This is a genomic window from Nonomuraea sp. CX421, assembly GCF_059358955.1.
The window spans coordinates 298960-320392 of sequence record NZ_JCADBK010000006.1; the positions used below are offsets into that span (position 1 = coordinate 298960).

At 71.7% G+C, this 21433-nt stretch carries 21 protein-coding genes; 14 read left to right on the plus strand and 7 right to left on the minus strand.

From position 1 onward, the window contains the following. Nucleotides 1-84 precede the first annotated feature (84 nt). From AC5L3X_RS14525 to AC5L3X_RS14550, 6 genes are read left to right on the plus strand one after another with little or no spacing between them, the layout of a single operon-like run. Nucleotides 85-1248: an AI-2E family transporter gene (locus AC5L3X_RS14525; protein WP_494857426.1), complete on the plus strand. Its 1164-nt coding sequence runs from the start codon at nt 85-87 to the stop codon at nt 1246-1248. An 11-nt stretch (nt 1249-1259) separates the two neighbouring features. After that, complete coding sequence (locus AC5L3X_RS14530) at nt 1260-1814, plus strand: PaaI family thioesterase (protein WP_189125190.1); 555 nt, start codon at nt 1260-1262, stop codon at nt 1812-1814. Further along, nucleotides 1811-2284, plus strand: coding sequence for a dUTP diphosphatase (gene dut, locus AC5L3X_RS14535; RefSeq protein WP_189125189.1), 474 nt, complete (start codon nt 1811-1813; stop codon nt 2282-2284). The genes AC5L3X_RS14530 and dut overlap by 4 nt, the downstream gene beginning before the upstream one ends. A 58-nt stretch (nt 2285-2342) precedes the next feature. After that, nucleotides 2343-2936 carry a DUF3710 domain-containing protein gene (locus AC5L3X_RS14540; protein WP_225263292.1) on the plus strand — a complete coding sequence of 198 codons (594 nt, stop codon included), beginning with the start codon at nt 2343-2345 and terminating at the stop codon, nt 2934-2936. A gap of 27 nt (nt 2937-2963) precedes the next feature. Next, entirely contained in the window at nt 2964-3350 is a 387-nt protein-coding gene (locus AC5L3X_RS14545) for an OB-fold nucleic acid binding domain-containing protein (RefSeq protein ID WP_189125188.1), read from the plus strand. 4 nt (nt 3351-3354) lie between these two features. Continuing rightward, the gene (locus AC5L3X_RS14550) at nt 3355-4026 is read left to right on the plus strand and encodes a DUF3159 domain-containing protein (protein WP_494857427.1); all 672 of its coding nucleotides are present in this window, start codon (nt 3355-3357) and stop codon (nt 4024-4026) included. A gap of 15 nt (nt 4027-4041) precedes the next feature. On the opposite strand, the gene AC5L3X_RS14555 is transcribed toward AC5L3X_RS14550, so the two are convergent. Both AC5L3X_RS14555 and AC5L3X_RS14560 read right to left on the minus strand, forming a co-directional pair. After that, nucleotides 4042-4701, minus strand: a complete 660-nt coding sequence (locus AC5L3X_RS14555; RefSeq protein ID WP_189125186.1) for a potassium channel family protein — start codon at nt 4699-4701, stop codon at nt 4042-4044. Beyond that, nucleotides 4701-5366 carry a potassium channel family protein gene (locus tag AC5L3X_RS14560; RefSeq protein ID WP_189125185.1) on the minus strand — a complete coding sequence of 222 codons (666 nt, stop codon included), beginning with the start codon at nt 5364-5366 and terminating at the stop codon, nt 4701-4703. Before AC5L3X_RS14560 ends, AC5L3X_RS14555 begins: the two co-directional genes overlap by 1 nt. 103 nt (nt 5367-5469) lie before the next feature. On the opposite strand from AC5L3X_RS14560, the gene AC5L3X_RS14565 reads away from it, so the two are divergent. Then, nucleotides 5470-7512, plus strand: coding sequence for an APC family permease (locus AC5L3X_RS14565; protein ID WP_494857428.1), 2043 nt, complete (start codon nt 5470-5472; stop codon nt 7510-7512). Nucleotides 7513-7599: 87 nt separating this feature from the next. Further along, a complete protein-coding gene (locus tag AC5L3X_RS14570) occupies nt 7600-8850 on the plus strand; it encodes a class I SAM-dependent RNA methyltransferase (protein WP_372459730.1) in 1251 nt (416 codons plus the stop codon). Between the two features lie 265 nt (nt 8851-9115). On the opposite strand, the gene AC5L3X_RS14575 is transcribed toward AC5L3X_RS14570, so the two are convergent. Then, nucleotides 9116-10513, minus strand: a complete 1398-nt coding sequence (locus AC5L3X_RS14575; protein WP_494857429.1) for an NsdA family TPR-like regulatory protein — start codon at nt 10511-10513, stop codon at nt 9116-9118. A 197-nt stretch (nt 10514-10710) separates the two neighbouring features. Here AC5L3X_RS14575 and AC5L3X_RS14580 point away from each other — a divergent pair, with 197 nt between their 5' ends. Continuing rightward, nucleotides 10711-11160: a glycine-rich domain-containing protein gene (locus tag AC5L3X_RS14580; protein WP_494857430.1), complete on the plus strand. Its 450-nt coding sequence runs from the start codon at nt 10711-10713 to the stop codon at nt 11158-11160. A gap of 41 nt (nt 11161-11201) precedes the next feature. Then, nucleotides 11202-12089, plus strand: a complete 888-nt coding sequence (locus tag AC5L3X_RS14585; protein ID WP_494857431.1) for a phosphotransferase family protein — start codon at nt 11202-11204, stop codon at nt 12087-12089. A 149-nt stretch (nt 12090-12238) separates the two neighbouring features. Here AC5L3X_RS14585 and AC5L3X_RS14590 read toward each other — a convergent pair whose 3' ends face one another. Then, a complete protein-coding gene (locus tag AC5L3X_RS14590) occupies nt 12239-12730 on the minus strand; it encodes a hypothetical protein (RefSeq protein ID WP_494857432.1) in 492 nt (163 codons plus the stop codon). A gap of 376 nt (nt 12731-13106) precedes the next feature. On the opposite strand from AC5L3X_RS14590, the gene AC5L3X_RS14595 reads away from it, so the two are divergent. After that, nucleotides 13107-13478 carry a DUF732 domain-containing protein gene (locus AC5L3X_RS14595; protein WP_494857433.1) on the plus strand — a complete coding sequence of 124 codons (372 nt, stop codon included), beginning with the start codon at nt 13107-13109 and terminating at the stop codon, nt 13476-13478. An 89-nt stretch (nt 13479-13567) separates the two neighbouring features. Here AC5L3X_RS14595 and AC5L3X_RS14600 read toward each other — a convergent pair whose 3' ends face one another. The 3 genes from AC5L3X_RS14600 to AC5L3X_RS14610 all read right to left on the minus strand — a co-directional run bounded on the left by AC5L3X_RS14600 (nt 13568) and on the right by AC5L3X_RS14610 (nt 18486). Beyond that, complete coding sequence (locus tag AC5L3X_RS14600; RefSeq protein ID WP_494857434.1) at nt 13568-16054, minus strand: polynucleotide kinase-phosphatase; 2487 nt, start codon at nt 16052-16054, stop codon at nt 13568-13570. Further along, nucleotides 16038-17507: a 3' terminal RNA ribose 2'-O-methyltransferase Hen1 gene (locus tag AC5L3X_RS14605; protein WP_494857435.1), complete on the minus strand. Its 1470-nt coding sequence runs from the start codon at nt 17505-17507 to the stop codon at nt 16038-16040. The genes AC5L3X_RS14600 and AC5L3X_RS14605 overlap by 17 nt, the downstream gene beginning before the upstream one ends. A 64-nt stretch (nt 17508-17571) precedes the next feature. Next, nucleotides 17572-18486: an LLM class F420-dependent oxidoreductase gene (locus AC5L3X_RS14610; protein WP_494857436.1), complete on the minus strand. Its 915-nt coding sequence runs from the start codon at nt 18484-18486 to the stop codon at nt 17572-17574. A 101-nt stretch (nt 18487-18587) separates the two neighbouring features. Between AC5L3X_RS14610 and AC5L3X_RS14615 the strand changes: the two genes are divergently transcribed. The 3 genes from AC5L3X_RS14615 to AC5L3X_RS14625 are packed head-to-tail and all read left to right on the plus strand — an operon-like array spanning nt 18588 to nt 21396. After that, a complete protein-coding gene (locus AC5L3X_RS14615) occupies nt 18588-19712 on the plus strand; it encodes a sensor histidine kinase (RefSeq protein ID WP_494857437.1) in 1125 nt (374 codons plus the stop codon). Then, nucleotides 19709-20800 (plus strand): sensor histidine kinase, encoded by a 1092-nt coding sequence (locus AC5L3X_RS14620; protein ID WP_494857438.1) that lies wholly within the window; start codon nt 19709-19711, stop codon nt 20798-20800. The genes AC5L3X_RS14615 and AC5L3X_RS14620 overlap by 4 nt, the downstream gene beginning before the upstream one ends. Continuing rightward, nucleotides 20797-21396 (plus strand): response regulator transcription factor, encoded by a 600-nt coding sequence (locus AC5L3X_RS14625; protein ID WP_189125169.1) that lies wholly within the window; start codon nt 20797-20799, stop codon nt 21394-21396. Before AC5L3X_RS14620 ends, AC5L3X_RS14625 begins: the two co-directional genes overlap by 4 nt. Nucleotides 21397-21433 lie beyond the last annotated feature (37 nt).

Sequence of the window (21433 nt, forward strand, 5' to 3'; positions counted from 1 at the left end):
ACGGTGACACGGCTCGGTGACCTTGCCCAGGCCCGATCTTTTAACCATGCGCGTCCCGGCCCGCGACGTGCCAGTCTTGAGGGCGTGACCACCGACCGCCCCACCTCGCTCGTGCCACCCGTGCTGGCCAAGATGGCCACCTGGGCGGCCTGCCTGATCCTCGTCGGCGTGGTCGTCTACTTCTTCGCCCTCGGCATCGGGCGGCTCAGCTTCGTCGCGCTGCCCGTGGCCGTCGCCCTGCTGCTGACCGCGCTGCTGTTCCCGCTGACCAACAGGCTGCGCAAGACCGGCATGCGGCCCATCTACGCCACCTGGATCACCATGCTGGTCGCCCTCACCGTGCTGGTGGGCACCGGGTGGCTGGTCGGCGCGCGGGCCACCGAGGAGTTCCCCAACCTGGTCCAGCAGGTTCAGGCGACCGCCCGCGACGTCCAGGAGTGGCTGATCACCGGTCCGCTGCACCTCCAGCAGGCGCAGATCACCGGCTATGTCGACGAAGTCGCCAAGATGGTCAACACCCAGCGCACCGCCATCACCGGCACCGTGCTGACCGCCGGGGCCGTCGCCTTCGAGGCGCTCGCGTCCATCGTGCTGCTGCTGTTCGTCACGTTCTTCCTGCTCAAGGACGGCGACCGGATCTGGTCGTGGTTCCTGCGCGGGTTCGGCGCGATGTCGCCGCGGGTCGACCGGGCCGGCCGGGCCGCGTGGACCACGCTCTCCCACTACGTGCAGGGCACCGTGGCCGTGGCCGCCGTGCACGGCGTCATCATGGGCATCGTGCTGGCCGGCATGGGGGTGCCGCTCTGGGCGCCGCTGGCCGTGCTGATCTTCTTCGCCAGCTTCATCCCGATCGTCGGCATCTTCTTCGCCGGCACCGTCGCCACGCTCGTCACCCTCGGCGCCAACGGCCCCGTCTACGCGCTGGTCTTCGTCGGCATCCTGGTCGTCGAGCAGCAGCTCGAGAACCACGTGCTGCAGCCGCTGATCGTGGGCAGGGCGCTCAACTTCCACCCGCTGGCCATCATCCTCGTGCTGGCCGTCGGCGGCATCCTCGGCGGCATCGCCGGAGCGGCCGTGGCCGTGCCGGTCGCGGCGGTGATCTACCGGGCGCTGCCCGAGCTGCGGCACGCCCCGCCGGCCCTGCCTCCGGCCCAGTCCGCCGCGCCGGAGCCCGGCCCCGAGCCCGACCGGCCGCCCGCGCTGCCCGTCCTACCAGGTCGCGACCCACGTCCGGCCGACACCGAGTAACCTCGTCATCCGTGACTCGTTCTCCCGTGACCACCCCGCCTTCGGGCACCGAACCTCCGAAGCCACATCCCGACGCACCGGCGCCGGGCAGCGCGCTCGGCACCCACTACAGCGGCTGCTTCGGCTGTGGCGTCGACCACCCGACCGGCCTGCACATCTCGGCTTTCACGCCCGACGGGCTCAGCGTCGAGGCGGAGTTCGTGGTGGGGGAGCCCCATCAGGGGGCGCCGCTGCTCGCGCACGGCGGAGTGCTGGCCACGGCGATGGACGAGGTCATCGGGATGTCCGTGTGGTTGTTCCGCAAGCCCTACGTCACCGGCCGCCTGGAGACCGACTTCCTTCTCCCCGTTCCCGTCGGCACGACACTCCACCTGCGTGCCTGGTGCAACGGCATCTCGGGCCGGAAGGCGTACCTTGAGGCTGAGGGGCGCATCGGCGCCCCCGACGGCCCGGTCGCCGTCCGGGCGGCGGCGCTCTTCATCGAGGTCGAGATGGAGCACTTCGCCCGCCACGGCGACGCCGAGGCCATCACCGCCGAGCACCACGACTTCGAGGTGAATCCTTGACCGGCAGCCCGTCCGTGGATCCGCCCGCCGAGGGCACGACGGAGGTCCTCCTCCACCGGCTCGACGCCGAGCTGCCCGTGCCCTCCTACGCCCATCCGGGCGACGCGGGCGCCGACCTCTACTCGGCCGAGGACGTCGAGTTGTCGCCGGGCGAGCGGGCCGTGGTCGGCACGGGGATCGCGATCGCGCTGCCCGAGGGCTACGCCGCGTTCGTGCATCCGCGCTCGGGGCTGGCGGCCCGGCACGGCGTCACCATGGTCAACGCTCCCGGCACCGTCGACGCGGGCTACCGGGGCGAGATCAAGGTGACGTTGATCAACACTGATGCCAAGGAGCCGTTCCGCCTTCGCCGCGGCGACCGTGTCGCGCAGCTCGTGCTGCAGCGTGTGGAGCGGGCCGCCTTCCGCGAGGTGGGAGACCTGCCCCGCTCGGCGCGCGGCGCCGGCGGTTTCGGTTCAACAGGACGTTAATCCAGGGAGTGTGAGACCAGTGTTCCGACGTCGCCGTCGTGAGCAGCCGGACCCAGTCGTGGCGGAGACCTCCGCCCCCATGCGCGCCTCCGGCCCGTGGGACGCCGACGAGCCCCACCCCGAGCATGACCGCATCGATCTCGGCGGCCTCCGGCTGCCGCACAATCCCGACTTCGACGTACGGCTGGCCTCGATGGGAGACCAGCACATCGGCGTCGTCGCGCTGTACGAGGACAGCTCGCTCCAGCTGCAGGCGCTGGCCGCGCCCCGGTCCATGAGCCTGTGGGACGAGGTCAAGACCAAGATCCTGCAGCAGTCTCCGTCGCTGGAGGAGCGGCAGGGGCCGTTCGGCGTCGAGCTGTCCGGCGAGATCGCCTCCGAGGGCACCACCCGCCCGGCCCGCTACCTCGGCATCGACGGCCCGCGCTGGTTCCTGCTGGCCGTGATCTACGGCAAGGCCGCCATGGACGAGGAGGTCGCCGCGCCGTTCGTCGACTTCGTCAGGGACGTCGTGGTCGTGCGCGGCGCCGAGCCGATGGCCCGCGAGGAGCCGATCACCCTGCGCAGGCCCAGCGACCAGACGGCCGAGGCCACCGAGGGGCCGGGCCTCAACCCGTTCAAACGCGGGCCCGAGATCAGCGAGATTCGCTGACCGTCCCATCGCATAGGCTGAGTCATCATGAGTACGGCACCGCCCCCCCGACGCGGGGGCCTGCGCGGGTTCTTCAGCCGCCTGGCCTCGCCTCAGTCCGAGATCGAGGCTCAGGAGCTGCGCAAAGACGCCGAGCAGACCGGCGCGACACCGATCGCCGCGTGTGGCGGGCGCCGTCGGTTCTGCGTGGCCGGTACGCTACGTACCGTCACCCTGCGTCCACGGGGCGGAGCCCCGTCCCTGGAGGCCGAGCTCTACGACGGGTCGGACGTGATCGACCTGGTCTGGCTCGGCCGTCGTAAGATCGCGGGGATCGAGCCCGGCCGCATCGTCAAGGCCGAGGGCCTGGTCAGCGTGCAGGACGGGCGCAAAGTGATGTTCAATCCGCGATACGAACTGCGCCCAGGGAGTTGATCAGGTGAGTGCCGAGGCGGAAGACGTCGCCCACGACACCGTGGAGGCCGCGGTCCGAGCCCAGCTCGGCAAGGCGTTCGGCGGTGTGCGCGGCATCATCGAGGCCGCGGTGCCCACGGTCGCGTTCACGGTGTCCTGGATCGCCACCGAAGAGCTGAAGCTGTCGCTCATCATCAGCATCGCGCTGTCGGTGCTCCTGCTCCTGGTCAGGGTGGTGCAGCGGTCGACGCCGCAGTTCGTGATCAACAGCCTGATCGGCATCGCGATCGGCGCGTTCTTCGCCAGCCGCACCGGCGACGCCAAGGACTACTTCCTGCCCGGCATCCTGTACAACGGCGCCTACTCGATCGCCATGCTCGTCTCGATCGTGGCCCGCTGGCCGCTGGTCGGGTTCCTGATCGGCTCGGTCACCGGTGATCCCACCGGGTGGCACAAGGATCCGGGCATCGTCCGGCTGTGCACCAAGCTGACCTGGCTGCTCATGCTCCCGTGCGTGGTCCGGGTGGCCGTGCAACTGCCGGTCTACCTGTTCGGCGGCGGTGACGAGGCCGTGGCCGCGCTGGGCCTGGCCAAGATCGCGATGGGCTGGCCGCTGCAGGTGGCGGCGCTGGCCGCCATGGTCTGGCTGCTCAGCAGGGGCCGCACCCCGATCAAACCGCCGGTCGCCTCGGCCTGACCCCCGGGCCCGGAGTCAGTGCTGGGAGAGCAGGTGCGCCAGCTCCTGCTCGACCTCCTGGCTGGCGACGAACAACAGCTCGTCGCCGGCCTCCAGCGGATCGTCGGCGCTGGGCACCAGCACGCGGCCCTCGCGCAGGATCGCCACCAGCGCGGAGTCGACCGGCCACGGCACCGAGCCGGCCCGCTGGCCCACCACGGGCGCGTCGTCGGCCAGGGTCAGCTCGACGAGGTTGGCCTGCCCCTGGCGGAACGTCATCAGCCGCACCAGGTCGCCGACGCTCACCGCCTCCTCGACCAGCGCGCTCAGCAGGCGCGGGGTCGAGACAGCCACGTCGACGCCCCACGACTCGTTGAACAGCCACTCGTTGTTGGGGTGGTTGATCCGGGCCACCACGCGCGGCACGCCGTACTCGGTCTTGGCCAGCAGCGACACGACCAGGTTGACCTTGTCGTCGCCGGTGGAGGCGACGACGACGTGACAGTCGTTGAGGCCCGCCTCGTCCAGCGAGGCGATCTCGCAGGCGTCGGCCAGCAGCCACTCGGCGCGCGGCACGGTGTCGATCTTGATGGCCTTGGGGTCGATGTCGATGAGCAGGACCTCGTGGCCGTTCTCCAGCAGCTCGGCGGCGATGGACCGGCCGACGGCGCCGGCGCCGGCGATGGCGACGCGCATCAGTGCTCCTCCTCGGGTGCGGCGGCGAGCACCTTGTTGATCCGGTCCATGTCGCTCTCGGCGGCGATGACGTGCAGGAGGTCGCCCTCCTGCACCACGGTGTTCTCGGTGATGACCAGCGCCTCGCCCATCCGGGTGAGGAACGCGCCGCGGCACCTGGCCTGGGCCTCCAGCACGTGCACCCGGGTGCCGATCCAGGAGGGGTGCACGGTGACCTCGGCCAGGACCACCGTGCCGGTCGGGTCGCGCCAGAGCGGCTCGGCGCCCTCGGGCAGGATGCGGCGCAGGATCTGGTCGGCGGTCCAGCGCACGGTCGCCACCGTGGGGATGCCCAGCCGCTGGTAGACCTCGGCGCGGCGGGGGTCGTAGATGCGGGCGACCACGTTGTCGACGCCGAACGTCTCGCGCGCCACCCGGGCGGAGATGATGTTGGAGTTGTCGCCGCTGGAGACCGCGACGTAGGCGGTCGCGGACTCGATGCCCGCCTCGGTGAGCACGTCGCGGTCGAAGCCCACCCCGGTGACCCGTCGACCGCGGAAGCCGGCGCGCAGGCGGCGGAACGCCTGGGGGTCGCGATCGATGATCGCGATGGAATGGCCGTTGTCCTCGAGGATGTGCGCCAGGGTCGAGCCGACCCGGCCACATCCCATGATCACTATATGCATTCTCCCCCGCAATTCGCGGTCGGCCGGTTGCTCGACACCAGTATGGCGCGGTCCGGGAGCGTACTGGCTGCGGCCCCGGAAGATGGGACTAGCATCTCGTTACGTGGCGAAGGGAACGGATCTCTTTAAACGCGTCCTGGTGGGACGCGCGCTGCGCAGCGGCCAACTGCACGAGCAGCTGTTGCCCAAACGGCTCGCCCTGCCGGTGTTCGCCAGCGACGCGCTGTCCTCCGTCGCGTACGCGCCGCAGGAGATCCTCGTCATCCTGTCGCTGGCCGGAGTCTCGTTCTACGCCTACAGCCCGTGGGTCGCGATGGCCGTCGTGGTGGTGATGATCACGGTCGTCGCCTCCTACCGGCAGAACGTCCACGCCTATCCCAGCGGCGGCGGCGACTACGAGGTGGCCACCACCAACCTGGGCAAGAACGCCGGGCTCACCGTGGCCAGCGCGCTCATGGTCGACTACGTGCTGACCGTCGCGGTGTCGGTGGCCAACGGCGTCGACTACGTGGGCGCGACCATCCCGTTCGTCGCCGAGCACAAACCCGCCGTCGCCATCGGCATCGTCATCCTGCTCACCGTGGTCAACCTGCGCGGGCTGCGCGAGTCGGGCGCCGCGTTCGCCGTGCCCACGTACGCGTTCATGTTCGCGGTGCTCGGGCTGATCGCCTGGGGCGGCTTCCGGGTGCTCGTCTTCGGCGACGAGCTGCGGGCGCCCAGCGCCGACTTCGGCATCGTGCCCGAGCAGACCGACCTGACGGCCTTCGCCGCCGCGTTCCTGATCCTGCGGGCCTTCTCCACCGGCTGCGCGGCGCTGACCGGTGTCGAGGCGATCAGCAACGGCGTGCCCGCCTTCCGCAAGCCCAAGAGCCGCAACGCCGCCACCACGCTGCTGCTGATGGGCCTGATCGCGATCACGATGTTCGGCGGCATCATCGCGCTGGGCCTGGCCTCGGGGGTCAAGATCGCCGACCCGGGCATGGTCGCCACCGACCTGCTCCGGCCCGACGGCACCCCGGTCGGCCCCGGCTACTACCAGCAGCCGATCATCTCGCAGGTGGCCGACGCGGTCTTCGGCGGCGGATCGGCGCTCTTCGTGATCATCTCGGCGGTCACCGCGCTCATCCTGTTCCTGGCCGCCAACACCGCCTTCAACGGGTTCCCCGTGCTCGGCTCGATCCTGGCCCAGGACCGTTATCTGCCGCGCCAGCTGCACACCCGCGGCGACCGGCTGGCCTTCTCCAACGGCATCGTCATCCTGGCACTCGGCGCCTGCCTGCTGCTGTGGGGCTTCGACGCCGACGTCACCCGCCTGCTCAACCTCTACATCGTCGGCGTCTTCGTCTCGTTCACGCTGAGCCAGACCGGCATGGTCATCCACTGGACCCGCCTGCTGAAGACCGAGGAAGATCTGCGGGTCCGGCACCAGATGCACCGCTCCCGAGTGATCAACTTCTTCGGCGCCGTCATGACCGGGCTGGTGCTGGTGGTCGTGCTGCTCACCAAGTTCGTGGTCGGGGCCTGGATCGTGTGCATCGCGATGCCCCTGCTGTTCCTCATGATGAAGGCCATCAGGCGCCACTACGACAACGTGGCGGCCGAGTTGGAGATCACTGAGGAGTACGACGAGGCGACGCTGCCGGCGCGCAACCACGCCATCGTGCTCATCTCCCAGATCCACAAGCCGACCATGCGCGCGCTCGCCTACGCCCGTGCCACCCGCCCGTCCACCCTGGAGGCGGTCACCGTGGGCGTCGAGGGCAAGGAAGCACGGCAGTTGCAGGAGGACTGGGAGCGGATGGGCATCCCGGTGCCGCTCAAGATGCTCGACTCGCCGTACCGGGAGATCACCCAGCCCGTGCTCGACTACGTCAAGACGCTGCGCCGGCGCTCGCCCCGCGACGTGGTGACCGTCTTCATCCCCGAGTACGTGGTCGGCCACTGGTGGGAACACCTGCTGCACAACCAGAGCGCGCTCCGGCTGAAGGCGCGGCTGCTGTTCAAGCCGGGGGTGATGGTGACGAGCGTGCCGTGGCAGCTGCACTCGTCGGACCGGCTGCTGGGCCGTCCCGAGCCGGTCGCTCCGGGGTCGGCGCGCCGCCCGCCGAGGCGCAACGTCAAGGACGACCAGGCGCCGCCCCGCTGAGCCGCTGCCCGAACGCCTGACCGCGCGCACACCGTAGGTGATCCATTCCCGAAAGTGATCGGTAGGGGCAGGGCATAGGGTATGCGTGTGGAACAGGCATCTCTGGAGTTGACGGTGGGTCCGGTCGCACACGGCGGCTGGTGCGTGGCACGACACGAGGGCCGGGTGGTCTTCGTCCGGCACGCGTTGCCGGGTGAGCGGGTCGTCGCCGCGGTCACCGAGGAGACGACCCGGTTCCTGCGGGCCGACGCCGTGGAGATCCTGGAGCCGTCTCCCGACCGCGTGACACCGCCCTGCCCCTACGCGGGTCCTGGCCGCTGCGGCGGCTGCGACTGGCAGCACGCCACCCTTGACGCGCAGCGCGCCCTCAAGGCCGACGTCGTGGCCGAGCAGCTGCGGCGGCTGGCGGGCATCGATCGGAAGATCGTCGTCGAGGAGGTGCCCGGCGCTCCCGGCGGGCTCGGCTGGCGCACCCGCGTGCAGTTCGCCGCCCGCCCCGGCGGTGAGCTGGGCTTCCGCAAGCACCGATCGCACGACATCCAGCCGGTCGACGCCTGTCTGATCGCCCACCCCGAGGTGGAGGCGGCCGGCGCGGAGCGGCACGAGTGGCCGGGCGCGGCCGGGGTCGAGGTGATCGCCTCCTCCGGCGGCGACCACGCCGTGGTCGTCCGGCCCCGCTCGCACCGCCCGGTGGCCGTGCCCGACCTCGACGTGCCGGCCTCGGTCCTGCTCGACCAGGGCAAGGGCCGCACGGTGCCGCGCCGGGGCTCGGGCGTGCTGCGCGAGCGGGTGGGCGACCGCGAGTTCCGGGTGTCGGGCAGCGGCTTCTGGCAGGTGCATCCCGGGGCCGCCGAGACGCTGCTCGACGCGGTCCTGGCCTACGCCGCTCCCGAGCCGGGGGAGTGGGCGCTCGACCTCTACTGCGGGGTGGGCCTGTTCGCCGCCGGGCTGGCCGAGGCCGTGGGCCCGGAGGGGGCCGTCTTCGGCCTGGAGTCCGACGCCGCGGCCGTCCGCGACGCCCGGGCCAACCTGCGCGACCTTCCTCAGGCGCGGGTGGAGCGGGGCCGGGTCGAGGAGGCGCTCGACCGGTTCCAGATCGAGCGGGCCGACCTGGTGGTGGTCGACCCGCCCCGGACCGGGCTCGGGCGCGATGTCGTGGACCGGGTGGCCTCGCTGGAGGCGCCGCGCGTCGTCTACGTCTCCTGCGACCCGGCGACGCTGGCCCGCGACCTGGCCTGGCTGGCCGAGCGCGGCTACCGCCTCGACGATCTGCGCGCCTTCGACGCCTTCCCGATGACCCACCACGTGGAGTGCGTCGCGCTGCTGGTGAGGGAGTAGATCATGGCGCTGACCTGGAGAAAGGCGCATCGGCTGATCCCGTCGGCCTGCCCGGGGCCCCGGCCAAGAACTCTCTGGCCGGGGCCTTGTCGTGTTTGACCTGCGCATATTCTGCATGCGTGGCGGTGTGACGAGGTGCACGGTCGCCGCTACTGGGTCGCGGACTGCTGTGACCTGGACGAACTCGCTGAGCATGTGGATCTGGCTGGCCTGGTCGAGGTCGTGGATCTAGCCGCGCGCCGCCTCGCGTAGCTGCCGCTCTCCTTCAGGCGGTACTGCGCCCGCCGATATCGGTATGGGGCGGCAGGGCCCGTGCCCGCTCACGCAGATCCCGTACCGGGGCGATGTCGGCCTCACTCATGGCGTTCACCAGGGTCCGCAATCGGTCGCGGGATGTCGAGCGCAGCCGGTCCGCAGGGACCCGCTCCAGCACGTCGAGAGCCCGCCCCGCAGCGTCTCCCGGCTGCGTCGGAGCCTCCGCTTGGGCGAGGACGAGCGTCGCCGCCGCCCAGCCGGGCGTGTACGGAGTGCAGCCGGCTACGGATGCCTCCGCGCGGATAGCGGCCCGGTCGGTACGGTCGAGCGCCAGCCACGCCTCCGACTCGTGCAGCGTCAACTCGGCGAAGTCGAACCCGAACCGGCCCGGCTCCTCCTCGCTCGCGCCGAGGGCCGCGGTCGCCTCTCCGAGAGCGCGTTCCGCCTCCGCCGCGCGGCCGAGACGTGCGAGGGAGGGCAGTACCGCCCACCCCAGCAGTTGAGCTCGCACCAGCGGGGACGGGGCGCGCTCCAGCCCGGCCTGGCCGTAGGTGAGCGCGGAGGGCAGGTCATGGCGGGCGCGGGCGAGCATGCTTTGCGCCCCAAGCGTCCACGCGACCAGCCGGGTATCCCCGACGCGCTCGCCGAGGGATGCCGCCAGCGCGAGATGGGCGCGGGCGCCGCTCTGGTCGGCCAGATGGTAGGCGAGGTTGCCGAGCAGGCCCGATAGCCAGCCCGTCGCCCGCCGAAGGTCTCTGTGGATCCCGTCGCCGCCGGGCGCGGCCAGGGCCTCGGCGAGCATGCTGCGGGAGGCATGTACCTCGTCGAACAGGTGCGACGGCGCATGGAGGCTGTAGTTGAGGGCGTAGTGCTCCACCGCTGCCTTTGCCAGCTCGACCACCGCGGGGTCGCCTTGCGGGGCGTCGAGCAGGGCCAGCCGCAGCGACTCGCGTACGGCTGGTAGTCCACTTGCTGACGTCATGTCCACTCCTGGCAGTAGCAGCGGCGTCCAGCACCCGAGCTGACCATATCCGCGACGGTCTCGCCCGCACACGCACCGAGACATCAGTCCCAGCGTCTCCTGGCTCGTGCCGTAGGCGCGGGCGAGCATCTCCGCATACTCCGGGCCGGGACGCTCCTGGCCGTGCTCCATGCGGCACAGCCGTGCTTCGGACAGTCCTGGCGGCCGGAGTCCCTCGCCGAAGTAGGCGGCAGCCACCTGCTCGACCACCTGCACCCTCGACCAGCCCAACGCCAGCCGCCACGCCTCCAGCGCTGTCAACTCGGGCAGGGCGTTGCGCAGCTCGGTGACGATCCGCTCCGTCGTGTGGCCGGCACGCTGAGCTCGCATCCGGATGGTCGTCGCCTCGCGCTGGATCTGGGCACGCCTTGACCTGGTGATCCCCATGGGACGCCTCCACGGCTCGCGAACACCGGTGGCTGCACCGTAGCCGACCTGGCACTTACCGTGCAGGCCACACCGATGGGATTGACGCCAGACCCTCAATGACCGTCGAGCCACCCAGCAATGACCCCGAGCCCGGTCTGCAGCCATCGTGAGAGCAAGCCTCCCAACCCGGGAGGCAGGACCGTTCGGAGGACGACATGACCATCACGGTCGAACACCCCACCGCCAACGCCCGCACCCTCATCACCCCTCAACTGCTCGGTCGGCTCGTCGCGCGCATCCGCGCCGACCACCCCCAGCACGCCCACCAGGCCGACCAGATCATGGAGCAGGCTTTGGCGTTCCTCGCCACCTGCGCCGCCAACCCCGACGCCCGCCTCGGCCCGAGCGAGTTGGTCGACATCGGCTGGCACACGTTCATCCTGTACACCAAGGAGTACGCCGAGTTCTGCTTCCGGGCCGCGGGTAGGTTCATCCACCATCAGCCCGACGACGCCCCCGGCGAGTCGGCCGGCGGCGGACCTGCCGCCACCATGACCGCCATGAAGCGGGCCGGCTACCGGGTCGACCTGACGCTGTGGCCGCACAGCGCCAAGTGCAACCAGAAGTGCAGCCAGTGCCACGAAGGCTGCGTCGACAGCACCTGAGATAGCTTCCGGCCAGGCAGGAGCGGCGTACAGTGCCAAGGATGACGGGACACCGATGGGACGACCTGCCCGCAGAGATACGTGACGCCATCGGGGAGACGACCGGCTCGATCAGGACGGTCACGCCCGTGCCGGCCGGTCTCACCGCAGGCCTCGCTGCCCGCCTCGACACCGCGGCGGGACCGCTGTTCGTGAAGGCCCTGCCCGACGACGTGCCGTCCGCCCGGCTCTACCAGCGGGAGCGCCTCGTCGGCGCCGCCCTACCTGAGAGCGTGCCCGCCCCACGCATGCTGTGGAGCGGGCACACCGCTGGTTGGGTGGCCTTGGTCTTCGGCTACGTCGCAGCCATCCGCGACGTGAACCTCGGACCCGACTCGCCCGACCTGGCCGGGGCCCTCAACCTCGTGCAGGTGCTCGGCCAGGAACTCACCCCGGCCCCCGGCGCCGACGTGCCGCCTGTCGGCGACAACGTCGAGTTCCTCCGGAAGCGCGCAGACGCCCTGCTCGCAAACCCTCCCGCAGACCTGGAAGCGCTCGCCGCCTACCGTCACGCCCGTGCCTGCCTCGACCTCGACGCCCTCGCCGGCGACACGCTGCTGCACGCCGACCTCCATGCAGGCAACCTGCTCGCCACTGCGGGCGGCGTGCGGGTCCTCGACTGGGGGCTGGCCTGCGAGGGCGCCGCGTGGGTCGAGACTGCCCTGTTCGTCCCGAGGCTGATCCTCGCCGGGCACACGCCGGAGCAGGCCGAATCACTTGCCGCCCAGGTGCTCGCCTTCAAGAGCGCCCCAGAGGACGCAGTGACCGGGCTCGCTGCGGTCTGGTCGCTGTTCCGCGAGTTCGTCGCCCGCAACGGTCCCGCAGAAATCCGGGCGTCGCGGGCTCGCGCAGCCGCCGCCGGCCGGGCATGGGTCGAGTACCGGGCCTGATCCCAGGCACGACGAAGAAGCCCCGCCCCCCTCCGAGAGAGTGGGCGGGGCTTCTCGCATCCCTTGTCACAGGGCTTGTCGGGAGTCCCGAACCTAAGAAACCCGTGCGGGGAAGACCAGACCGTCCCTCGAGGACACGGGACGGCGACTCAGGAATGCGACCCCGGTGGGTACGATGACGTGGTCGGCCCCGGCGACACATTCGAGCGGAGTACCAGACCGAGCACCGCCGACACGAGCATCACAAACGCGCCCGTCTGCACCTCCGTCAGCGGCAGCCCGAACGACGCCATCCCTGTCAGCGCGGTGGACAGGGCGCCGGTGAGGCCCGACACGACGAACGGCCGGGTGAGCACCGCCACGAACAGCGCGGTCACGCCGTTGGCGGCCAGCTTCTGGCTCTGCTGGAACGTCTTCACGAGGAGCGTGCATTGCTGTCGGGGGCGAACTGGCGGGTCGTCTGGTACGAGGCGATCGACGCTGCGAACGTAAAGATCGAGGAGGCGAATCGCGGGTTGCCGAAGGAGCGGCGGGCCGATCCGGTGCCGCGTTACGACCCGCATGACTGTCGTCATACGGCGGCCAGTTGGCTGGTGCAGTAGGGTGTCGATCTGTACTGAGTCAAGGACCTGCTTGGTCACGCTGCGTATCAGACGACTCTGCGGTATGCGCATCTCGCTCCGGACCGCATGGAGAGGTTGAGGCGGCGTGGTTGAAGATCGACGCGCACCAGGAGCGCACGAAGCCTGATAGTGGATCGGTAATCCGGATCCGGACCTGGGCGATGTGAATTCCATGTGTTCCCGATGACCCACCACGTGGAGTGCGTCGCGCTGCTGGTCAGAGGCTAGCTCTCGGGGGTTTATCCGGCCCGAAAGGGCTTTTTCGGGCGTCCGTACGCGTGAGAACCGGATGATTCGCCCATGAGGGCGTACGGTACGCAGCATGGGTCCCCAGCGATCACAGGAGCGCCGATCGTCCGCGAGCCGTCGGCTTCGACGGGGCCCGCTGGCGTGGGTGTCCCTCACGGGCGTCGTGGTGGCCGGGGTGGCCGCCGCGCTGATCCTGGCCCTGGGCACCGCACCGCCGTTCTCCGGGACGAGTGACCGGCTGCCCGGGGCGGCGTCCGGAGTGGTGAGCGGGACACCGGATCCGAGCGGGGAGCAGTGGTCGGAGTTCCTTGCCCGGCTGGACGGGATCGCCCCGTGGCTGGTGGCCGAGGAGCCGCGCACGCTGACGCGGGCCCGCGCCACCTGCCTGGAGCTCGTCCAGGGAATGCCGGAGACCGAGGTGGTCAGCAACGCCCAGGAGCGTTTCACCGACGTGACCAGCCACCAGGCCGGTCAGATCGTCACCGCCGTCAGGGTCTGGTGCGTACCGGGAAGCTGACGCGCCGGCCCCGGCGGGGTGCGGGGAGCTGACGCGCCGGCCCCGGCGGGGTGCGGGCTGAGCGGCCGGTCTGGCGGAGGTGAGGGAGGTCAGAGCCTGGGGTCGACCGGCTCGGACTCCAGGGCGAGCACCGCGAAGACCGGCTCGTGCACGCGCCAGCCCGGATCGCCGTCGGCCAGCCGGGACAGGGCCTCCAGGCCCAGCGCGTGCTCGCGCAGCGCCATCGACCGCTTCTTACCGAGGAAGCGCCTGCGCAGCACGTCCAGCGACTCGGTGTAGTCGGGCCCGTAGATGATGCGCAGGTACTCGCGGCCCCGCACCTTGACGCCCGGCTGCACCCGGCCCGGCGTGTGGACGGCGGGCTTGACCACCATCCCCTCGCCGCCGGCCGCCGTCAGCGCCTCCCACCAGGCCACCGCCCCGGCACGGGACTCCGCGGAGTCCAGCGAGACGAACACGTGACGGGTCGGGGTGATCAGCGGCGAGTCGAGCAGCGCCAGCGTCGACAGGTGCCAGGCGTGCGGCTCCAGCGCCGTCGCCCGCCCCTCGCAGGCCAGGATCTGGAACGGCGCCAGCCGCACGCCGTCGAGACCGTCGACCGGCCAGCAGTAACGCGCGTAGGCGTCACGGAACAGCGCCGCGTTGCCGGCCCGGCGGCGGGTGCGGTCGAGCAGCCCGCCCACGTCCAGCCCGCGCCCGGCCGCCGCCTCCAGGGCGGACACCGCCTCGGGCAGCGCCGCCCGGGCCGCCGCCCCCACCGAGGCGTACTGGGCCCTGATCAGCTCGCCCGCCTTGGCCGACCAGGGCAGCAGCTCGCAGTCGAGCGCCACCCAGTCCGAGCCGAGCGCCGTCCACAGCGGCTCGCACGCCTCCCGGAGGCCGTCGACCAGGGGCACCAGGTCGCCGAAGAACGGCCGTCCGGTGCGGGTGTAGACGGTGCCCGAGCCGCCGTCCGTGACGCCGAACCGAGCCGCCGCGACCTCCGGCGTACGGGCCAGCACGGCGACGGCCCGCGAGCCCATGTGCTTCTCCTCGCACACGACCTCGGTCACACCGGCGGCGGCGAACTCCTCGAACGCCTCGTGCGGGTGCTCCAGGAAGCCGTCCAGCCGGGACGTCTCCGGCGGCGCCATGGTCGGCGGCAGGTAGACCAGCCAGCGCGGGTCCACCGCGAACCGGCTCATCACCTCCAGCGCGGCGGCCGCGTTCTCCTCCAGCACCTTGACCCGCGTGCCGAAGCGGGTCTCGACGTGCCTGGTGCCCTGGACGTCGCCGATGTCCAGCATGGCGGGATCGCGGGCGGGGCCGCCGAGCGGCTTGACCGACGCGTACCAGACCTGCTCGGCCGGCACCTGGACGAGCTCGCGCTCGGGGTAGCGCAGCGCGGTCAGCGAGCCGCCGAACACGCAGCCGGTGTCGAGGCAGATCGTGTTGTTGACCCATTCGGGGTGGACCGTGGGCGTGTGGCCGTAGACGACCATGGCCCGGCCGCGGTACTCCTCGGCCCACGGGTAGCGGACCGGCAGGCCGTACTCGTCGGTCTCGCCGGTGGTGTCGCCGTACAGGGCGAAGGCGCGGACCCGGCCGGAGGCACGCCCGTGGTAGGCCTCCTTGAGGCCGGCGTGCGCGACGACCAGCCGGCCGCCGTCGAGCCGGTAGTGGCTGATGAGGCCGTCCATGAACGCGCGGGCCCGCTCGGCGAACTCCGGCGGCCCGGCGCCGAGCTGGTCGAGCGACTCCCGCAGGCCGTGCGTGGTCTTGACGGCCCGGCCGTTCAGCGCGCGCACCAGCTTCTGCTCGTGGTTGCCCGCCACGCAGATCGCGGCGCCCGCCTCGACCATGCCCATGACCAGCCGCAGCACGCCCGGCGTGTCGGGGCCGCGGTCGACCAGGTCGCCGACGAACACCGCCATCCTGGCCTCGGGGTGACGGGCGGACACCGCCTGGCCGCCGACCCGCTCGATGACCCAGCCGAGCCGCCGCAGCAGTGATTCCAGCTCGGCGCGGCAGCCGTGGACGTCGCCGATGATGTCGAACGGTCCCGTCAGGTCACGCCTGTCGCTCCAGGCCTTCTCGTACGAGACCGTGGCGTCGTCGATCGCGTCGAGACCGCGCAGCACGTGCACCTTGCGGAACCCGTCGCGGGAGATCTTGCCGAGGGAGCGGCGCAGGTCCTTGCGCTGCCGGATCACCACGCCCGCCCCGAAGTCGCGCTCGGGACGCGTGGCGTTGCGCCGGATCGCCACCTCCTCCGGCACGTCGAGCACGATGGCGTCGGCCAGTACGTCGTGCCGCCGGGCCAGGTCGATGAGCGCCTTGCGGGCGGGATACTGCACGTTCGTGGCGTCGACCACGGTGAGCAGGCCGCGCGCCAGGCGGGTGCCGACGATGTGGTGCAGCAGCTCGAACGCCGCCGGGGTGGCCGACTGGTCGTTCTCGTCGTCGGACACCAGGCCGCGGCAGAAGTCGGAGGAGATGACCTGGGTCGGCCTGAAGTGCCGGGCGGCGAACGTCGACTTGCCGCTGCCCGAGACGCCGACGAGCACCACGAGCGAGAGCTCAGGAACGCTGATCACGGGTGAACACTCCCATCTGGGTGGGCGGGCCGACCTCGGGGTCCTCCTCGCCCACGGGCCGGAGGGTGACGCGGTAACCGTGTTCGCCCGCCACTCGGGCGGCCCAGCCGGCGAACTCGGCGCGGGTCCACTCGAAGCGGTGGTCGGGGTGGCGCAGCCCGGTCAGGAACGCGTAGCGCACGTTGTACTCGATGTTGGGAGTGGTGACGATCACGTGCTCCGGCCGGGCGTGCCCGAACACGACCCGTTCCAGCGCGGCCAGCCGTGGCGGGTCGACATGCTCGACGACCTCCATGAGCACGGCCGCGTCGTAGCCGGACAGCCGCTTGTCGGTGTAGGTGAGCGCGCCCTGGAACAGGGTCAGCCGGGCCCTCTTGCTGTCGGCCATCCGCTCCAGCCGCAGCTTGCGCGCCGCGATGGTCAGCGCCATCGCCGACACGTCCATCCCGGCCACCCGCGCGAACCTGGGGGTGGCCAGCAGCGCGCCGACCAGCGCGCCCTGCCCGCAGCCCAGGTCGATCACGCTCACCGCGCCGAGGTCCTCCAGGGTCCGCAGCACGGCCTCCCGCCGCTGGACCGCGAGCGGCGGCGCCTTCGGCTCCGACGCGCCGTCCCCTGCGTCGCCGGTTCCATCCTCCGGAGCCAGCTCGTCGGCCGCGGTCTCGCCCGCGGCGGGCTCCTCGGCGACCGCGGGCTCCAGCCGCTCCTCGGGCTCGTCGCCCAGCTCGGCGAGCCGGGCCAGCGCGGTGCGCGCGAGCGCCCACCGGCGGCCCAGGTAGCGGCGGCTGATCAGGCCGCGCTCGGGATGCCCGCGCAACCAGCCCTCGCCCGCCCGGACCAGCTTGTCGACCTCGTCGGGCGCGATCCAGTAGTGCTTGGCGTCGTCGAGCACCGGCAGCAGCACGTACAGGTGGTTGAGCGCGTCGGCCAGCCGGACGGTCCCGCTGAGCGACAGGCGGACGTAACGCGAGTCGCCCCACTCGGGGAACCCCTCGTCGAGGGGTACGGCCTGCGCGGACACCGTCCAGCCGAGTGGCTCGAACAGCCGTCCGGCCAGCTCGGGCCCGCCACGGCAGGGCAGCGCGGGCAGCCCGATCTCCAGCGGCAGCGGGGTGCCGGGCAGCTCCGGCCTGGCCGCGCACCGCCCCGCCCGCGCCGTCCGGAAGACGTCGGCCAGGGCCACCGCCAGCAGGGAGGAGGCGGCGTAGGGCCGGTCGTTGACGTACTGCGACAGGCTGAAGTCGGGCGAGCCCTTTCCGCGTGACCTGGCCAGCGCGATCGGGTCGACGTCCAGCAGCAGCGCCGCGGTGCAGCGCCGCTCGCCCGCCTCGGGGTAGAACACCGTCGCCGTGCCGAACGACTGGCCGAACTCCTGCACCCGGTCGGGATGTTTGTGCAGGAGGAAGCCCAGGTCGGTCGCCGGACGAGCAGTGGTGGAGATCGTCAGCAGCACGGGCCAAGTGTGGCGTAGCACGACAAAGCGGTGCTACTCGATTAGTCAGCCGTACGGCAGCCCGTCAGACGTACGGCAGCACCTCAGCCGCGATCAGCTCCAGCTGGTCGAGATCGGCCAGATCCATCACCTGGAGGTAGATCCGCTCGGCGCCCAGCTTCGCGAGCGCGCCGATCTTCTCCAGCACCTCCGCCGGAGTGCCCGCCAGCCCGTTGGCCCGCAGCTCGTCGAGACCGGTGCCGATGGCGGCTGCCCGGCGCTCTAGCTCGGCCTGGTCGCTGCCCACGCACACGGTCTGGGCCGCCGAGTAGACCAGGGCGCGGCCGGTGGCCTCGGCCGCCTGACGGACCCGCTGGAAGGCCTCGCCCGTGTCGGACAGGGAGTGGAACGGCACGTTGTACTCGTCGGCGAAGGTCGCCGCGAGCCGGGGCGTCCGCCTGGCGCCGAAGCCGCCGATGATGATCGGCGGGTGCGGCCGCTGGACTGGCTTCGGCAGCGCGGGCGAGTCGGCCAGCCGGTAGTGCGCGCCCTCGAACGAGTAGGACGAGCCCGCCGTCCACAGCCCCAGGACGATCTCCAGCTGCTCCTCGAACCGGGCGAACCGCTCGCCGACCGGCGGGAACGGGATGCCGTAGGCGGTGTGCTCGCCCTCGAACCAGCCCGTTCCGAAGCCCAGCTCCACCCGGCCGCCGCTCATCTGGTCGACCTGGGCGACGCCGATCGCCAGCGGGCCGGGCAGCCGGAACGTGGCCGGCGACACGAGCGTGCCCAGCCTGATCGTGGACGTCTCCCTGGCCAGCGCCCCCAGCGTGATCCAGGCGTCGGTGGAGCCGGGCCCAGGGTCGCCGGGCCCGATGCGCTGGTAGTGGTCGGACCGGAAGAAGGCGTCGAACCCCAGCCGCTCGGCGGCCTGGGCGACGGTGAGGAGATCGTCGTAGGTGGCGCCCTGCTGGGGCTCGGTGAAGATCCGCAACTTCATGCCGCCATTATCTGACATCGGCCGAACGGCCCTCTGGCGCACGTCCGGCTGAACTATAGGATTCCGGGGCAACGGGTTCTTTGTGGTGAGGGGGAGGGACGGTGGCGGCCCGCCCGGAGACGGCGAGAAGGATCCTCCTTTACTGGATGGACGGCGTGGTCGTCCTGCTCGCGCTCTCCTTAGGCGGCCTCCTGGTGATCCTCGGCGTCGAGGGGAGTCTGTCCGCGACGCGCGCCCTGGCCGCCGGGGCCTGCCTGCTGGGCGTCTTCGTTCCGTTCCCGTACCTGCTCAGGGTCGCCTTCGACGGCCGGCCGCGCCCCACCATGTGGCTGGTCCTCACCGGGATGGCGGCGCTCGGAGCGGTGCTCCTCATACCACCCTCGTCGGACGGCAGCCTGGGCGAGGGCTCGTGGTCGATGGTCGCGTTCCTGTGGCTGTCTGCCGTGATCCTGTTCCAGCCGCTTTGGGCGGCGCTCTGCACGAGCGCCGCCGTGATCCTGCTCACCAGCGCCGGCGTCGCCGTGATCACCGGGCAGCCGTGGCAGGTGGTGCTGCCCGTCCAGGCGGTGAGCGCCGGGACGATGGCCGCCGCCATGTGGCTGTGGCGGTGGCTGTGGTGGACGATCCGCGACGCCCACGAGAGCCAGGAGGCCAAGGCCGGCCTGGCCGTCGCGGAGGAGCGGCTGCGCTTCGCCCGCGATCTGCACGACCTGCTCGGGCACAGCCTGTCGGTCATCACGCTGAAGAGCGAACTGGCGGCCAAGCTCGCCACCAAGGACCCCGGCCGGGCGGCCCGGGAGATGGCCGACGTACGCCGCCTGGCCGGCGAGTCGCTCACCGAGGTCCAGCTGGCCGTGGACGGCTACCACGGGCTCGACCTGCACGAGGAGCTCGACGGCGTGCGCGCCGCGCTGGAGGCGGCGGGCACCCGCTGCACGGTCGAGGCCAGGACCGACGGCCTGTCACCCGGCGCCCGCGCGCTGCTCGCGTGGGTGGTGCGCGAGGGCGCCACCAACGTGCTCAAGCACAGTGCCGCCACGCGGTGCGCGATCGTCATCGACGGCGGCGTGCTGGAGATGCGCAACGACGGGGTGCACGGCTCCCCGGCCGGGGGCGGCACCGGGCTGCGCGGGCTCTGCGAGCGGATGACCGCCGTGGGCGGCTCTCTGTCGGCGGGGCCCACCTCCACCGGCGAGTTCCTGCTGCGGGCGGTGGTGCCCGCATGAGAAGACGCGCGACCAAGCTGGACAAGATCCGGTGGCTCATCGTCTACTCCACCGACATCATCCACCTGGTGGCCCTGATCGGCCTGGCCGAGCTGTACCTCCGGTGGCGTTTCGGCCTGCCCGGATGGGCGGCCGGCTGCGCGGCCGTCCTGCTGGCCGCGCTCGTCGCGCTGGCCGCCCGGTCGTTCCGGATCGCGGTCAGGGGCGGCTCGCGTCCCACGATCCTGCTGGCCGTGACCGGGGTCATCGCGCTGCTGCTGTCGGCGATCCCGGTCGTCTGGGCGCCCGTGCTGTGGGTGGGGATGCTGACGCCGTTCGGGCGGCGGCGCACCGTCACGCTCGCCGCCGTCGGGTCGGTCCTGGCGGTCAACGGCTACGTGGCGCTGGTCAGCGGCTGGTCGTGGGCGCTCTTCGCGTTCCAGGCGCTGCTGACGGCGCTCGTCGTGGGCTGCGTCCTGGCCAACCTGTGGCTCTGGCGGGTGGCCAAGGAGGCGCACGAGGGGCAGGAGGCCAAGGCCAGGCTGGCCGTGTCGGAGGAGCGGCTGAGGTTCGCCCGCGACCTCAACGACCTGCTCGGGCAGAGCCTCGCCGACATCTCCGCCAGGACGGCGGGCGCACAGGAGGCGCTGGAGACCGATCCGGCGGCGGCCGGGCGCGAGATGTTCGAGGTCCGCGACCTGACCAGGCAGGCGCTGCGCGAGGTGCGCGCCACCGTGCAGAGCTACCGGGCGCTGGACCTCGACGAGGTCCTGTCCAGCGTGCGCGCGGTGCTGGAGGCGGCGGACGTGAGCTGCACCGTGCGCGCCGACACGGCCGCGCTGAGCGCCGAGACCCGCACGCTGCTGGCCACCATCGTGCGCGAGGGCGCGACCAACGTGCTCAAGCACAGCGAGGCGGGGCACTGCACGATCACGATCACGGATGGGGTGCTGGAGATGTCCAACGACGGGGTGAACGGGCCGGTGGGCGACCACGCCCCCAACGGCCTCGGCGGGCTGGCCGGGCGAGTCCGGGCGGCGGGCGGCACGCTGTCCGCCGCGCCCACCGCGGAGGGTTCCTACCTGCTCAGAGCGGCGGTACGGGCATGACGACGCGGGTGCTCCTGGCCGACGACGAGCACCTGATCCGCGGCGCCCTCGCCGCCCTGCTCAACCTGGAGGACGGCATCGACGTGGTGGCGCAGGTGGGCCGGGGCGACGAGGTGCTGGCCGCGGTCACCGAGCACCGGCCCGACGTGGCGGTGCTCGACATCGAGATGCCCGGCATGGACGGCCTGAGCGCGGCCGAGCAGATCAGCTCCCAGTGCAAGATCGTGATTCTGACCAGCCTCGGCCGTCCCGGCTACCTGCGACGGGCGATGGCGGCGGGCGTGAGCGGGTTCCTGGGCAAGGACGCCTCGGCCGAGGAGCTGGCCATGGCGATCCGCAAGGTCCAGGCGGGCGGCCGCTACCTCGACGCGGAGCTGGCCGCGGCGGCCATGGCGGCCGGTGACAGCCCGCTCACCGAACGGGAACGCGACGCCCTGCGGCTGGCCGGCGACGGGGCCACGATCGCCAGGATCGCGGCCGAGCTGCACCTGACGGAGGGCACCGTACGCAACTACCTGTCCAGCGCGATGACCAAGCTGGGTGCCCAGAACCGGCTCGAAGCCATTCGCACCGCCCAGCGGATGGGTTGGCTTTGATCTGATTCCTTCAAGTTTGTGTAAGTGCAGCCGTACC